The organism is Xanthobacter aminoxidans, from assembly GCF_023571765.1.
Taxonomy (GTDB): domain Bacteria; phylum Pseudomonadota; class Alphaproteobacteria; order Rhizobiales; family Xanthobacteraceae; genus Xanthobacter; species Xanthobacter aminoxidans.
Genome location: NZ_JAMJXC010000002.1, coordinates 44,150 through 57,976 on the forward strand (window position 1 = coordinate 44,150; position 13,827 = coordinate 57,976).

At 65.6% G+C, this 13,827-nt stretch carries 12 protein-coding genes; 7 read left to right on the top strand and 5 right to left on the bottom strand.

Annotated features, from left to right (window positions below; genetic code table 11):
- Positions 1–6: 6 nt before the first annotated feature.
- Entirely contained in the window at positions 7–780 is a 774-nt protein-coding gene (locus tag EJ105_RS02940; protein ID WP_250165235.1) for a ferredoxin--NADP reductase, read from the bottom strand.
- A gap of 192 nt (positions 781–972) precedes the next feature.
- On the opposite strand from EJ105_RS02940, the gene EJ105_RS02945 reads away from it, so the two are divergent.
- The 6 genes from EJ105_RS02945 to EJ105_RS02970 all read left to right on the top strand — a co-directional run bounded on the left by EJ105_RS02945 (position 973) and on the right by EJ105_RS02970 (position 8,506).
- Positions 973–2,577, top strand: coding sequence for an acyl CoA:acetate/3-ketoacid CoA transferase (locus EJ105_RS02945; RefSeq protein WP_250165236.1), 1,605 nt, complete (start codon positions 973–975; stop codon positions 2,575–2,577).
- Positions 2,578–2,618: 41 nt separating this feature from the next.
- Entirely contained in the window at positions 2,619–3,302 is a 684-nt protein-coding gene (locus tag EJ105_RS02950) for a TetR/AcrR family transcriptional regulator (protein ID WP_250165237.1), read from the top strand.
- Between the two features lie 368 nt (positions 3,303–3,670).
- Positions 3,671–5,146: an oxidoreductase gene (locus EJ105_RS02955; protein ID WP_250165238.1), complete on the top strand. Its 1,476-nt coding sequence runs from the start codon at positions 3,671–3,673 to the stop codon at positions 5,144–5,146.
- 60 nt (positions 5,147–5,206) lie between these two features.
- Positions 5,207–6,115 carry an NAD(P)-dependent oxidoreductase gene (locus EJ105_RS02960; RefSeq protein ID WP_250165239.1) on the top strand — a complete coding sequence of 303 codons (909 nt, stop codon included), beginning with the start codon at positions 5,207–5,209 and terminating at the stop codon, positions 6,113–6,115.
- Positions 6,112–6,882: an enoyl-CoA hydratase/isomerase family protein gene (locus tag EJ105_RS02965; protein ID WP_250165240.1), complete on the top strand. Its 771-nt coding sequence runs from the start codon at positions 6,112–6,114 to the stop codon at positions 6,880–6,882. The genes EJ105_RS02960 and EJ105_RS02965 overlap by 4 nt, the downstream gene beginning before the upstream one ends.
- Before the next feature lie 202 nt (positions 6,883–7,084).
- On the top strand, positions 7,085–8,506 hold the full coding sequence (locus EJ105_RS02970) for a hypothetical protein (protein WP_250165241.1): 1,422 nt from the start codon (positions 7,085–7,087) through the stop codon (positions 8,504–8,506).
- A 361-nt stretch (positions 8,507–8,867) separates the two neighbouring features.
- On the opposite strand, the gene EJ105_RS27965 is transcribed toward EJ105_RS02970, so the two are convergent.
- The 4 genes from EJ105_RS27965 to EJ105_RS02990 form a co-directional block, all read right to left on the bottom strand.
- Complete coding sequence (locus EJ105_RS27965) at positions 8,868–9,665, bottom strand: 2-keto-4-pentenoate hydratase (RefSeq protein ID WP_250165242.1); 798 nt, start codon at positions 9,663–9,665, stop codon at positions 8,868–8,870.
- On the bottom strand, positions 9,662–10,465 hold the full coding sequence (locus EJ105_RS02980; protein ID WP_250165243.1) for a shikimate dehydrogenase family protein: 804 nt from the start codon (positions 10,463–10,465) through the stop codon (positions 9,662–9,664). The genes EJ105_RS27965 and EJ105_RS02980 overlap by 4 nt, the downstream gene beginning before the upstream one ends.
- Positions 10,466–10,640: 175 nt before the next feature.
- Positions 10,641–11,633 (bottom strand): ABC transporter substrate-binding protein, encoded by a 993-nt coding sequence (locus EJ105_RS02985; RefSeq protein WP_250165244.1) that lies wholly within the window; start codon positions 11,631–11,633, stop codon positions 10,641–10,643.
- A 218-nt stretch (positions 11,634–11,851) separates the two neighbouring features.
- Positions 11,852–12,541 carry a MarR family winged helix-turn-helix transcriptional regulator gene (locus EJ105_RS02990; RefSeq protein WP_250165245.1) on the bottom strand — a complete coding sequence of 230 codons (690 nt, stop codon included), beginning with the start codon at positions 12,539–12,541 and terminating at the stop codon, positions 11,852–11,854.
- A gap of 349 nt (positions 12,542–12,890) precedes the next feature.
- On the opposite strand from EJ105_RS02990, the gene EJ105_RS02995 reads away from it, so the two are divergent.
- On the top strand, positions 12,891–13,826 hold the full coding sequence (locus tag EJ105_RS02995; RefSeq protein ID WP_250165246.1) for an ABC transporter substrate-binding protein: 936 nt from the start codon (positions 12,891–12,893) through the stop codon (positions 13,824–13,826).
- Position 13,827: the final 1 nt, after the last annotated feature.

A 13,827-nucleotide genomic window follows, 5' to 3' on the forward strand; every position in this document is an offset into this window, starting at 1 on the left:
CGCCGCCTACTTCTCCACGAACGCCTTCTCGATCACATAATGCCCCGGCTCGGACATGCTGCCCTCGACGAAGCCCTGCCCATCGAGCAGGCCACGGATGTCGGCGATCATGGCGGGGCTGCCGCACAGCATCACCCGGTCGTGCTCTTTATCGAGGGGCGGCAGGCCGATGTCAGTGAAGAATTTGCCTGATGTCATGAGGTCGGTGAGGCGGCCCTGGTTGCGGAACGGCTCGCGGGTCACGGTGGGATAATAGATGAGCCGCGCCCGCACCTCCTCGCCGAGGAAGGGATCGTTGGGCAGTTCCTTCGTCAGGTAGTCGGAATAGGCCAGCTCCGCCACCGTGCGGCAGCCGTGGGCCAGCACCACCTTGTCGAAGCGCGCATAGGTGTCCGGGTCGCGGATGATGCTGAGGAAGGGCGCGAGGCCCGTGCCGGTGCCGAGCAGATAGAGCGTGCGGCCGGGCAGGAGATTGTCATGGATGAGGGTGCCCGTGGGCTTCTTCCCGACGAGAATGCGGTCGCCCACCTTCAGGTGCTGGAGGCGCGAGGTGAGCGGGCCGTTCTGGACCTTGATGGAGAAGAATTCCAGCTCCTCGTCATAGTTGGGCGAGACGATGGAATAGGCGCGCACCAGCGGCCGGCCATCCACCTCCAGCCCGATCATGGTGAACTGGCCATTGATGAAGCGCAGCGCCGGGCTGCGGGTGGTGCGGAAGCTGAACAGGGTGTCGGTCCAGTGATGGACGCTGAGCACGTCCTGCGTCTCGAAATTGCTCATGGTCGATCCGGTGGCGTTGGGCCGCGCGTCCGCCCTGGAGGCGCGCACAAGGGCGCGCCCGCGCGGCACGGGGCGAATTGACGATGGACGGATCGAGACATATAACTAACTAGTGAGTTAAGCAAGACGGAGCCCCGCGCCTGAAGGCCCGGCGGCCCCGCGGCATGGGCGGAATGGCAGGGGAGGATCGGCATGGCGATGCGCGTTCTGAGCGCGGAGGAAGCCGCGCGGCTGGTGGAGAGTGGCGACACCATCCTCATCGGCGGCTCGGGCGGCGGCCATGCGGTGCCGGACACCCTCATCGCCGCCGTAGCCGATCGCTTCCTCAAAGAGGGCGCGCCGCGCGGCCTCACCACCGTGCATCCCGTGGGCCTCGGCGACCGCAAGACCCGCGGCGTCGGCCACCTCGCCCATGACGACCTCTTGAAGCGCGTCGTCTGCGGCACGCTGGTGGATTCCCCGCCGGTGGAGAAGATGGCGCTGGAGGACCGCGTCGAGGCCTACACCCTGCCCCAGGGCGCCCTCTCCCAGCTCACCCGCGAGATGGCCTCCGGCCGTCCCGGCCTTGTGACCCATGTGGGCCTCAACACCTTCATCGACCCCCGCCTCGGCGGCGGCCGGCAGAGCCCTTCGGCCACGGAAGATCTCGTGGAGGTGGTGGAACTCGCCGGCCGGGAATGGCTCTTCTACAAGCCGTTCGTGCCCAACATCGCCTTCCTGCGTGGCACCACCGCGGACGAGGACGGCAACATCTCCATGGAGCAGGAGGCCATCTTCGGCGAGATGATCTCCATGGCGCAGGCGACCAAGCGCGCCGGCGGCACCGTGATCGTACAGGTGAAGCGCATCGCCCGGCGCGGCACCCTGAACCCGAAGATGGTGAAGATCCCCGGCATCCTGGTGGATGTGGTGGTGGTCGATCCCGACCAGATGCAGACCTATGTCTCGGACTACAACCCCGCCTATGCGGGCGAGCTGAAGATCCCCCTCTCCGCCATCGCGCCCTTGCCGTTCGATCCGCGGAAGGTCATCGCCCGGCGCGCGGCGCTGGAGCTGTATGAAGGCGCGGTGTGCAACCTCGGCTCCGGCATCTCCACCGGCATCGCCACCGTGGCGGCGGAGGAAGGGTGCCTCGATGCCATTACGCTGACCAACGAGCAGGGCCTCATCGGCGGCGCGCCGGCGAGCGGCAACGAGGTGGGCGCCAGCCGCAACTTCCACGCCATGATCGACCAGCCCTACCAGTTCGATTTCTACGACGGCGGCGGGCTCGACATCGCCTTCCTCTCCTTCGCGGAAGTGGACGCGCAGGGCTCGGTGAACGTCTCGCGCTTCTCCGACCGCATCATCGGCCCCGGCGGCTTCATCAACATCTCGCAGAACGCCAAGAAGGTGGTCTTCTCCGGCACCTTCACCTCCGGCGGGCTCGACATGGCCTGGCCGGACGGCAAGACGGTGATCCGCAAGGAGGGACGCGACCGCAAGTTCGTCGATCGCCTCCAGCAGCTCACCTATAGCGGTGCCTATGCCGCCGGCATCGGGCAGGAGGCGCTTTACGTCACCGAGCGGGCCGTGTTCCGGCGTGGCGCCTCCGGCCGGCTGGAGCTGATCGAGATCGCCCCCGGCATCGACATGGAGCGCGACGTGCTCGCGCACATGGATTTCCGCCCGGACATCGCCGGGGATTTGCGACCCATGGATGCCGCGCTGTTCCTTCCGCAATCGATCGGACTTGAACAGCGGCTCGCCGTGTCGCAACGTTCGCCGCGCGGGCCCGGCGCAAGACTCAGCGCTTGAGCGGGCCCGTTCCTGTCACGCCGCCTGTTCCGGAACCTGCGATGCCCGCATCCCCTCCCGCCCGCAAGGCGGCCCGCGCTTCCACCGCCGCCCCGCAGCGCGAGGCGGCGACGCGGGATGCGGACAAGACGCGGCTGAACATTCTCGAAGCCGCCGAGGCGGAATTCGCCGCCAAGGGCCTCGCCGGGGCGCGCGTGGACGTGGTGGCCGAGGAGGCCGGCGCCAACAAGCGCATGATCTATTATTATTTCGGCAGCAAGGAAGACCTGTATCTGGCGGTGCTGGAGCGCGTCTACACCGACATGCGCGTCGCCGAGGCCGAGCTGGCGCTGGAGGCCATGGCCCCGCTCGCGGCCATCACCTGCCTCACCGAATTCAAGTTCGACTATCCCGCCCAGCACCCCCATCTGATCCCGCTGCTCAACAGCGAGAACATGCTGGGGGGCGAATATCTGCGCCGCTCCCTGCGCCTGCGCGAGATGCAGATTTCCCTCATCGCCCGGCTGGAAGCCATCCTGGCACGCGGCGCGGCCGACGGCACGCTGCGGCCCGGCATCGACCCGCTGCACCTCTATCTCACCATCTCGGCCATCAGCTATTTCTACTTCTCCAACAACCCCACCCTCTCCACCGCCTTCGGCCGCGACCTCGCGACAGCCGACGAGCGCGCCACGCGGCGCCGGCATGTGGTGGATGTGGTGACGCGGTATATCGAGAGGGTGTGAGCCGCGCGGGCGGCGAGCGTGTCTGGTCCCCGGACAGCCCCACCGAAGGTGGAGTGCTGATCCGGCTCGCGAGGGTGGCAAACGCCGTCGCCCTCCGACTTGATCGGAGGGCCCATCCCTCCGCCGGAGCATGTGGCCGAAGAACGTGGCAAACGGCGCCATGGGTCCTCCGATCAAGTCGGAGGACGACGGCTACGGATACCTCGCTCAAGCAACGGCATAGCCGAAGCGCCGATCCTCTCCCGCGGCGCCCCATCCGCATTGACAGCCCCGCCCCACCCATATTAACTAACCAGTTACATAAGCAACAACACTCGCCGCAAGGCCCGCACCAGAAACGCCTGGACCGCGCCCCAAGGAGGCCCTCCATGAAGTATGGGGATTTCCCGAAGATCACCTCGTTCAACGGCGTCGCCGGCTTCCGCGCGCATCTCGCCGAGCTGGGCGTGGACATGCCCTGCGACGACATCGTGGCCCACGGCCCCGACCAGCCGTTGGCCGCGCCGCTGACCGTGGACGGGATGACCATCGGTAACCGTTTCGCCATCCACCCCATGGAGGGCTGGGACGGCACGCGGGAGGGCGCGCCCACGGAGAACACCATCCGCCGCTGGCGGCGGTTCGGCGAGAGCGGGGCGAAGCTCATCTATGGCGGCGAGGCGGTGGCGGTGCGCCATGACGGCCGCGCCAACCCGCTCCAGCTGGTGATGACCGAGGCGACCCAATCCGCCATGGCCGGCCTGCGCGAGACGGTGATCGCGGCGCACCGGGAGGCCACCGGCAACGACGACGATCTCGTCATCGGCCTCCAGCTCACCCACTCGGGGCGCTTCTGCAAGCCGAACGACAATCGCAAGTTCGAGCAGATGATCCTCTACCGCCACCCGGTGCTCGACCGGAAGTTCGGCATCCCGGAAGAGTATCCGGTGATGTCGGACGACGACATCTGGCGGCTGATCGACGATTACATCACCGCCGCCAGGCGCGCGCAGGCGTGCGGCTTCGATTTCGTGGATCTGAAGCACTGCCACGGCTATCTCGGCCACGAATTCCTTTCCGCCCGCTCCCGCCCCGGCGCCTTCGGCGGACCCTTGGAGAACCGCACCCGCTTCCTGCGGGAACTCGCGAGCGGCATCCGCGCCGCCTGCCCGGGGCTGAAATTCGGCGTGCGCCTCTCGGCCATCGACCTCATCGCCTACCGGCCGGACCCTGCGGCGAGCGTGCCCGGCATCCTCGGCCCCGGCGTGCCGGAGAACGCGGCCGGCGCCCTGCCCTATGTCTACGGCTTCGGCACCGACGCGGGCGACCCCACGGCCTATGACCTCAACGAGACCTTCGAGGTGTTCGAGGTGCTCCGCGCGCTCGACATCCACCTCGTCAACGTCACCCTTGGCAGCCCCTATTACAACCCGCACCTCACCCGCCCCGCGAGCTATCCGCCGTCCGATGGCTACCAGCCGCCGGAAGATCCGCTCTTGGGCGTGATGCGCCATCTGGAGGTGGTGCGGGCGCTGAAGGAACGCTTCCCGGATTTCACCCTCATCGGCTCCGGCTACACCTACCTGCAGGAATTCCTGCCCAACGTGGCGCAGGCGGAGGTGCGGCAGGGCTGGACGGATGTCGTCGGTCTCGGCCGCATGGTGCTCTCTTATCCCGACCTGCCGCTGGACGTGCTGCACGGGCGCCCCTTCCAGAAGAAGAAGGTGTGCCGCACCTTCTCCGACTGCACGTCCGCGCCGCGCAACGGCATCGTCTCCGGCTGCTATCCGCTGGATGCGTTCTACAAGAAGTCCGAAGAATTCAAGCAGCTCGCGGCAGTGAAGAAGGCGGCGAAGACCGATTAAAGCGCTCAAGCCCGCGCGGCGCCTGAGCGAAGACCGCTTAAAAACCCTCGGGAGGACACCATGGCGGAGATCGCACCGGGGGCGCGGATCGCCTTCCTCGGCACCGGCATCATGGGCGGCCACATGGCGCGGCGGCTCGCGCAGGCCGGCTTCCGTGTCGCCGCCTGGAACCGCAGCCGGGCGAAGGCGGAGCCGCTTCTCGCATATGGCGCCACCCTCGCCGACACGCCGGAAGAGGCGCTGGCGGGCGCGGAGGCGGCGGTGGTGATGCTCTCCACCGGCGCGGTGATCGACGAGGTGCTGTTCTCCGGCGCGGCGCTCGATGCGCTCAAGCCCGGCGCGGCGCTGGTGGTGATGAGTTCCATCCCCGTCGAGACCTGCCGGACGCAGGCCGCCCAAGCCGCCGCGCGGGGCATCTCTTACGTGGATGCGCCCGTCTCCGGCGGCGAGGTGGGGGCGCGGGAGGGCACCCTCGCCATCCTCGCGGGCGGGGATGCGGCCACCATCGCCGACCTCGCCCCCCTCTTCGCGCCCATGGGCCGGGCGACGCGCATCGGGCCGGTGGGGACGGGGCAGCTCGCCAAGCTCGCCAACCAGATCATCGTCGGCGCGGCCATGGCCGGCGTCGCTGAGGCGTTCGCCTTCGCCGCCAGGGGCGGGGCGGACCTTAAAAACCTGCGCACGGCGCTGACGGGCGGCTTCGGCGATTCCAAGGTGCTGAACCTCCACGGCGCGCGCATGGCGGCGCGGGATTTCGTGCCCGGCTCCCCGGCGCAATATCAGCTGAAGGACCTGAAGACGGCGCAGGCGCTGGCGGGGGAGATGGGGCTGAGCCTCACTTTGCTCGACACGCTCACCGGCCTGTTCACAGACATGATGGCCCATGGCGGCACGGACCGCGATGTCTCCGCCATCTTCGAGGAGGTGGAGCGCCGCTCCGCCCGCGCACACACGGGAGAGGGAGCATGAGCGACACAGACGGCGCCATCCGCGTGGTTCGCGAGGGGGCAGTGGCGCGCCTCGTCATCGACCGGCCGCGCAAGCACAATGCCATCACCCCCGCCATGGCCCGCGACCTCGCGGCGGCCTGCGCGGCGCTGGATACGGACGATCAAGTGCGCGTGGTGCTGCTCACCGGCGGCGGGGAGAAGGCGTTTTCCGCCGGCTCGGACATGAATGCCCTCGGCGAGATCACCGACCTCTGGGCCTTCCGCAACCGCATCGAATATGCCGCCGTGGTGCGCGACATGAGGAAGCCCGTCATCGCGCTGCTGCGGGGCTGGGTGCTGGGCGGGGGGCTGGAGATCGCGCTGGGGGCGGACATCCGCATCGCCGGCACGTCCGCGAAATTCGGCGCGCCGGAGGTGACGCGCGGCTGGGTGGGCGGCGGCGGCGCCTCCCAGATGCTGCCGCGCCTCGTGGGCTATGGGCAGGCCATGCGCCTGCTGCTCTCCGGCGACACCATCGATGCGGCGCGCGCCCTCGCCATCGGCCTCGTGGAGGAGGTGGTGGAAGACGACGCCCTCGACGCTTATGCCACGGCGCTGGCCCAGCGCATCGCCACCTTCAGCCCCCTCGCCACCCAGGCCGTGAAAGCCGCCACCCGCGCCGCCCTCTCCATGCCGCTGGACGCCGGCATCCGCCACGAGAACGAACTGCACGTGATCTGCATGAGCGATCAGGGACGGCAGGAGGGGGTCAAGGCGTTTCAGGAGGGGCGGGAGGGGCGGTTTTGAGGGGGGTGTCCAATTCCCTGCCTTATCGCCGGAGATGAGCACCTTTGCACCGAGTGCCTAACACGGGATTCATTTGCCTTTCCTCCCAACTCCAAATCGGAATTTAAGGTCCCGAGTGCCGGCTGTCGCCTAGACAAGAATGGACTGAAGTTGTGCTAACCTGAAGCTACACGTTAAAACGTTCACGTAGCTAGGCGCCCGAATGCTCGTCGTCGTTCAGATTCCGATTGTTGACCTTCGAGGTTTCACTGCAGAATCCAACCGGCTACCGGTGCCGGGCTGGCCAGCACCGGAGCCCGACAAAGATTTTTTAAGGGCTTTTGGCGCCATCAGGCGGCGCCCTTCGGGTGGACTAAATGGGTGGTTGGGCGAAGCCGCAGTCTGTGAGGCCGGCCGCGGATTGCGATTTGCGGGATCCTTACAGCGCTCGCTCGTGACTAAGAGTGGCGATTGGAAGCTGCGAGTCGCATATCGTCGGTTCTTTTCCGACGGCGTCGCAACGGGAAAATTCGAAATCGGCTTTGATGTCCGCCCTGTCCGAAGCACGGGCAATCTACTTCGAGTAGACGAGGTTGTGGCCGGTCTATTGAAACTGCCGCTCAGCTCAGAAGGAACCATCGCACGAAGTCTAGGAGCCGCGGGCGGCCCTCTGGCTCAGGCCTATGCCAGAGCCACTACCTCTCACGTGGCAAACCCCGATGCTGCTTCGAGATTCGTGTTGGCTGGGCGGCCAGCCGTTGTGATTGAACACAATGGTCGAACTTTGTGCGTACCTAACGTAGCCAGAGTGATGGAAGCCGAGGGACCAGATGCGCCGACTGCGATATTTTGGCACCAGCGTCTATTTGCAGCCGATGTCCCTGTATGGTTTTTGCCTCGACCGAGGGGTGCTCGTCTCGGACCGACTCGAGAAATTAGACTTTATCTCTGCCGCTTTCATGCAGAGACCGAAGCCATCGCCAAGACGTTCCGAGCCGTCTCAATGGGCGCAATTGCTCCTTCGCCGCGATCCCCTCAGTCGGACCGCCTGCAACGATTTCTTCTAAATGCATTTCGCCATCATCGGCAGGTCGGAAAGAGGCTCGACTCGAAAACCGGCCTACCATTTTATGAGGCGGCGCTCTGGCATCGAGATCATGCACTACCTGGTTATTATGATAGCTTATTGACAGCAATTTCCGCTGTCAATCCTCGCTCATCTGTACAAACTGCTATCGAGGATTATATTTCCGAGCGACGATCTCAAGACGATCGAGCGACGGTATTTGTGCTAGGAGACTATGTAATGACGCAGAACCACATAACCAATTCAGGCACGATCGGCGTCATAGGCGAGGTATCCCACTCGTCCGTCACAGCCTCTCAAACAACCCTTGGCGGAGCATCAAATGAGGCCATAGTTCAACTTGAGGCGCTTGCCAAAATTCTCAAGGAACAGGCATCAAACCCGGATGAAGAGGTAGCCGCCGAGGCCGTCAAAAAGGCCGCTGAAAAGCTTTCGAGCGGAGATGAATCTGCCGCCTTGGCTTGGCTGAAGCGATCAGGCGCGTGGGCCTTGAAAGTCGCAGAATCGATCAGCGCCAAACTTGCTGCAGAACTCATTATCCGCGCATCAACAACCTGAGTGGCCATCTCCATCCCTCTAGGGGATGGAGACTTGCCAAGCTTGCTTTGCCGCGCGGCCTTTAGCCAAGCGGCAAGCTTCGCGTAGTGGCCTAAATCGCCACCAACTGCGCTGCCCGATCGAACACGGCGTTCGAACGGGAACTGCTTTCAGGCTGCGCTCGCAGATCCGATGTCCCAAGCGCCATCTTAGCTTAGCGCGCTTACAAGATAATTTCAACGACGTACTTGAAAGGCTCTCTGTAGCTTTATGAATGAAAAGCTCACCATCCCTATCTACGTGTGCTTCCCATCGGACAATCTGCCCTACCAGGCTGTGTTTGAATAATCGCTCTCTACAACCCGTGAACAACGGGTTCGCCTCAAAGGCGCGATTTGGATCGAATTGCCACCCTTCCCACCACCCCAAAGTCCGCCTCCACCCGGCCCACCCCTTCCAGCCGCACCGGCGTCGTCGCCGTGCCGGTCGTCACGATCTGTCCGGCCAGCAGCGGCGCGCTCAGGGGCTGGGCGTTGGCGAGGTGCTGGACGGCCTTGAGGGGGTCGCCGAGGATGCGGGCGCCGCTGCCGGTCTCGATCTCGATGCCATCGATGCGGAGCGTGACGGGGCCGGCGCGGTCGAGGGCGCGCCAGTCGGTCACGGGCGTGCCGGGGATGAAGGCGCCGTTGCCCATGCTGTCGGCAAGGCGCAGGGCGCCGGGGGCCTCCGGCGGCACGCGGCCATCGGCGATCTCGAAGGCGGGGATGAGCGCGGCCACCGCTTCCGCGATCTCCTCCAGCGTGTAGGGCGTCTCGCGCGGGGGCAGGTCTCGCCCCAGCAGGAAGGCGAATTCGCATTCCAGCAGCGGCGCGATGAAGCGGGAAAGCGGCACCTCAGCGGTCGACGGAAACACCCAGCCGGAGAGCAGCGGGCCGGCCACGGGCCGCGTGCCGCCATAGGCCGCGCGGTCCTCTTCCTTCAGCGCCGTCACCTTCCAGCCAAGTATTTTTTGCCAGCCAAGGATGGCTTCCCCGGAGAGGCGGACGATCTCGGCCTGCACCTGATAGGCCTCCTCCGGCGTCGCGGGCAGGCGGGCGTCGGCCGGCAGGTCCGCGAGCCGCGCCTCCTGCCGCGCGGCGTGGAGCAGGCCGGCGAGGCGGGCGGCGTCTTCCGGGTTCACGGCTTCGCCTGCGGTGTGATGCCGAAATAGGCCATCATCAGATCGCGCTGGCCATCCAGCATGTGCCTGCCCTGGTGGATGGCGCAGCCGCGCGCGGCTGCGGCGTGAAGGAGGGCCGTCGTCTCCGGCTTCATCAGCACCTCGGCGACGAGGGTGGAAGGGTCCGCCTTCTCCACATCGAAGGAGAAGGGATCATCCGGCTCAAGGCCCAGCGGCGTTGCATTCACCGCCAGATCATGGCCGGAGGGGTCGCGCGTGCCGAACGCCGTCTCGATGTGCGGGTAGGCCGCCTTCACCCGCGCGAGCAGCGCCTGGCCGATGTCCGGCGTGCGATCGAAAATCGTGAGCCGCGCCATGCCCGCCCCCGCCAGCGCGAAGGCAATGGCACTCGCCGCCCCGCCGGCGCCGGCGATGTAGACGGATCTGCCCTGCGGCCCCCAGCCCGCCTTGGCGAGGCCGGCGACGAAGCCGTGGCCGTCCAGCATGGTGCCGGTGAAGCTGCCATCCGCCTCCCGCCGCACGGTGTTCACCGCGCCCACCTTATCCCCGTCCCCCACCAGCCGGTCTACAATGGCCGCCACCCGCGCCTTGTGCGGCGCCGTGACGATGAAGCCATCCAGATTGGCGATGGCCTTCAGGCCGGCCATCGCGGTTTCAAGTTCGTCCGGGCGGATGTGGATGGGCACGCAGACGGCATCGATGCCGTGCTCGGCGAACCAGGCATTGAACACGAGCGGCGTGCGCACATGGCCGACGGGATCGCCGATGATGGCATAGAGGCGGGCGGTGCCGGCGACCATGGGGGCTCCTCGTGGTAACTATCTGGTTAGGTGGTTTTTTGCGTGCGGGTTGGGCCGGGCTGGCGACGGCTCGGCCCCCGCGCGCGGCGGGGACCCTGGCATCATTCGACTGACTCGCTCCCGAACGGCACCGATACCCCTGGTGAAAGGGGGCCTGACAGCACCGATATCGCTGTCAGTTCGGCAGGAAGTCGTTGGTGTAGAACTTTGCACCCTGGGCGGGGTCGAGGTCCACGCCCGAGTATTTCGTGAGTATTTCCAGCGTGCCGGAAATATCCTTGGGGTCCGTCCACAGCGGCGGCTTCTGCTCGGTGAGCGCGGTGTGGAGCAGCGGCAGGGTGACAGTCCAGCTCGCAAGAAGCGTCTCGCGTTTACCGGCTTTTGGGTTCACCTTCAGCATGGCGTCTACCGCCGCCTGCGGGTTAGCCTTGGCCTCGGCGATGGATTTCTGCAGCGCGCGCAGGAAACGCTTGGCGAGGTCGGGATTCTTCTCCAGAAGATCCGGCCGCACGATGACCGAGCCGTTCACCGTGTTGACGCCGAAATCGGCGAAAAGCATGGCGTAGACAGGCTTTCCGGTGGCTTCCTCGATCAGCGGCTTCTGGTCGTTGATGTTGCCGAGGAGGAAGTCCGCCTGGCCGGAAATCACCGCGTTGCGCTTGGTGGCGGCATCACCGGTGATGACCTTCACCTGGCTGTCCTGGATGCCGTTGACCTTCAGAAGTGCCGGCCACAGCTGGGAAAAACTGTCACCCGGTGTATAGACGACAGTCTTTCCGATCATGTCCTTGGGGGTGCGGATGTTCTTGTCCGCGAAACCCTGCACGGCCATGGGGCTTTTCTGCAGCATGATGCCGACGGCCTTGATGGGCGCGCCTTTGACTGCCGCCTTCACCATGGTGCCGAAGTCCGCATAGCCGAACGTCGCGGAGCCTGCCGCCACCGCCTGCACGGTCGCGCCGGAGCCACGGCCCTCCTCCACGGAAAGCTCAATGCCCTCGGCGGGGAAGTATCCCTTCTCGATGCCGAGGTAGAAGGGCGCATGCTCGCCGTAATTGTACCAGTTCAGCAGCAGCGTCACCTTGTCCGCCGCCGCGGCCGAAAGGGTGGTGCACAACAGCACCGCCGCCCCACCCAGCCACGCGCCAAATTTCGCCTTGAGCGCCATCTTATCCTCCCGCTCCACCCAGCCCGTATGATGTGCGGGCCTTGTCGATTCGCTTCCGCCCCAACGCGTTGGCGCGCATCAGGGCGGGGGCAGATCTCATCAGCGGGGCAACCCGCCGCGAGTTATCTAACCATATAGTTACGTCCGCTCCGCGACGTGTCAAATGGAGGCGCTCGAAACCGGGACCGAGTGGCAGCCGCCAGCGGCCCAGCCCTCGCTCACTCCTCTTCCTGACCCCGACGGCGGCGGACCTTGAAATCGACCTTCAGCTCGGCGCGGCTGTAATGATTGTTGCCCTCCACCAGCTGGGTCAGCATGGCGAGGAAGGCGGAGCGATATTCCGGATCGAGCGGCTCCAGCAGGCGCTGCTGGGCGCGAACCATGGCGCCGTACATCTCGCCCACCAACGCCCGTCCCTGCTCGGTGAGGAAGGCATTCATGGCGCGCCGGTCCGTCTCTGAACGCTCACGACGCACGAGGCCGCGCTCGGAAAGCCGCTCCAGCACATCCGCGACATTGGTGCGGTCGATACCCACCTCGACGCCGATCGTGCGCTGGTCGCTGCCGGAATGCTGAAGCAACGTGGTCATGAGGCCGTACTGCACAGGCGTGATGTTGAAGGCCTTGCACTCCTCCAGGAAGATCGCGGAGTGGATCTGATGCAGCCGGCGGACGAGATAGCCCGGACGTTCCCAAAGCGGCATGGTCGGGGAGGAAGCATCGCGCAGGGGAGGCATCTCCTGCACCTTTGCATCCATCCCGACCGAGGAGACGGCCTGCTTCGGCGCATCTGCCAGCCGCTGCTCCGGGGACGGCTTGGTCTCCTGGATCTTCCGCTCCAAACTCCGCCGACGCGCCGCGTCTCGACCGGGGGCGGACTTTGCGTCCAGGGCGCCGGAAGCCGTCATGTCCTTCCCCTTCAAGGCCTCACCTTCCATCTTCCTCGATCCGCGGCGCGAGACTGCATTGCGCTGCATGACGCCCTGGCCGGAAGAGATGGGAGCACAACCACCGGCGCGCCGGCAAGCGCCAGCACCTTTTGTCGACTCCCGCTCGGGAAGAGGCTTCCTACCAAGGGCACGTTTCGTGCAGTGTACCACACTGCACCACGCTCGATACGGGCTTTTCCCGTGAGGCAGGAACACAGAAAAACAGCATCAAAAAAGGATCAACCCAATGTTTGGACTGTCTGCCCCGACCCTCCTTGCATCAATTATAGGCTGTATGCTGACTGTATTACCGGCGCATGCAGCGGATGTGATCCGTGTCCGGCTGGACTGGACGCCTTGGGGCAACCATGCCCCCTTCCACCTTGCCGCGAAGAAGGGCCTGTTCGCCGCCAATGGGCTCGACGTGGAGCTGGTGGATGGCAACGGCTCCGTGTCCACCGTGCAGATCGTCGGTAATGGCGAGTACGACGTGGGCCATGCCTCGCTCGCGCCCATGGCCATTGCACGCGCCAAGGGATTGCCGGTGAAGGCCATTGCCGGCTTCGTGCGTCAGAACGACATCGGCCTGCTCGTTCCGAAAGACAGCGGCATCAACGGTCCGGCCGACCTGAAGGGCAAGAAGCTCGCCTTCACCGCGGGCTCGCTGGAGGCACCCTTCATCGATCGCTTCCTGGCGGCGGGCGGCCTGAAGCGCTCGGACGTCGAGCTGATTGCGGTGGACGCATCCGCAAAGGGCGGCACCTACATGGCCGGGCGCTCGGACGGGGTCTTCTCCACCGTGCCGTTCATCCTACCGGTGGTGAACGCCCAGCGCCCATCCAACACAATCAACTTCACGACCTACGGTCTGACCTTCCCCAGCTTCGGCCTGTTCGCAACGGAGAAGAGCATCGCGGCCAAGACCGACGCGCTGCGCCGCTTCTCCAGCATCGTTGCCGGCATGTGGACCTACATCATGAACGGGCACGAGGACGAGGCCGTCGCGGCGATCATGGAAGCGCGACCGAACGCCAAGCTCAATCCGGCCATCCTGCGCCAGCAGATCGACGTGCTGAAGGGCTTCGTCTCCACCCCGGCCACCCAGGACAAGCCCATGGGCATCATGGCCGAGGCCGATTGGACGAAGGCGTTGGACGTGCTGGCGGAAGGCGGGCTGGTGCCTGCAGGTCAGGCTGCTCCGAGCTATTTCACCAACGACCTGATCGATACTTCCCTGTCCAGCCGTATCGCATCCGGGAAATAGG

What these genes read in the sequence shown, in the direction of transcription:
- EJ105_RS02940 (WP_250165235.1), bottom strand. Translation starts at nt 780, where the DNA reads ATGAGCAATTTCGAGACGCAGGACGTGCTCAGCGTCCATCACTGGACC.
- EJ105_RS02945 (WP_250165236.1), top strand. Translation starts at nt 973, where the DNA reads ATGGCGATGCGCGTTCTGAGCGCGGAGGAAGCCGCGCGGCTGGTGGAG.
- EJ105_RS02950 (WP_250165237.1), top strand. Translation starts at nt 2,619, where the DNA reads ATGCCCGCATCCCCTCCCGCCCGCAAGGCGGCCCGCGCTTCCACCGCC.
- EJ105_RS02955 (WP_250165238.1), top strand. Translation starts at nt 3,671, where the DNA reads ATGAAGTATGGGGATTTCCCGAAGATCACCTCGTTCAACGGCGTCGCC.
- EJ105_RS02960 (WP_250165239.1), top strand. Translation starts at nt 5,207, where the DNA reads ATGGCGGAGATCGCACCGGGGGCGCGGATCGCCTTCCTCGGCACCGGC.
- EJ105_RS02965 (WP_250165240.1), top strand. Translation starts at nt 6,112, where the DNA reads ATGAGCGACACAGACGGCGCCATCCGCGTGGTTCGCGAGGGGGCAGTG.
- EJ105_RS02970 (WP_250165241.1), top strand. Translation starts at nt 7,085, where the DNA reads ATGCTCGTCGTCGTTCAGATTCCGATTGTTGACCTTCGAGGTTTCACT.
- EJ105_RS02980 (WP_250165243.1), bottom strand. Translation starts at nt 10,465, where the DNA reads ATGGTCGCCGGCACCGCCCGCCTCTATGCCATCATCGGCGATCCCGTC.
- EJ105_RS02985 (WP_250165244.1), bottom strand. Translation starts at nt 11,633, where the DNA reads ATGGCGCTCAAGGCGAAATTTGGCGCGTGGCTGGGTGGGGCGGCGGTG.
- EJ105_RS02990 (WP_250165245.1), bottom strand. Translation starts at nt 12,541, where the DNA reads ATGACGGCTTCCGGCGCCCTGGACGCAAAGTCCGCCCCCGGTCGAGAC.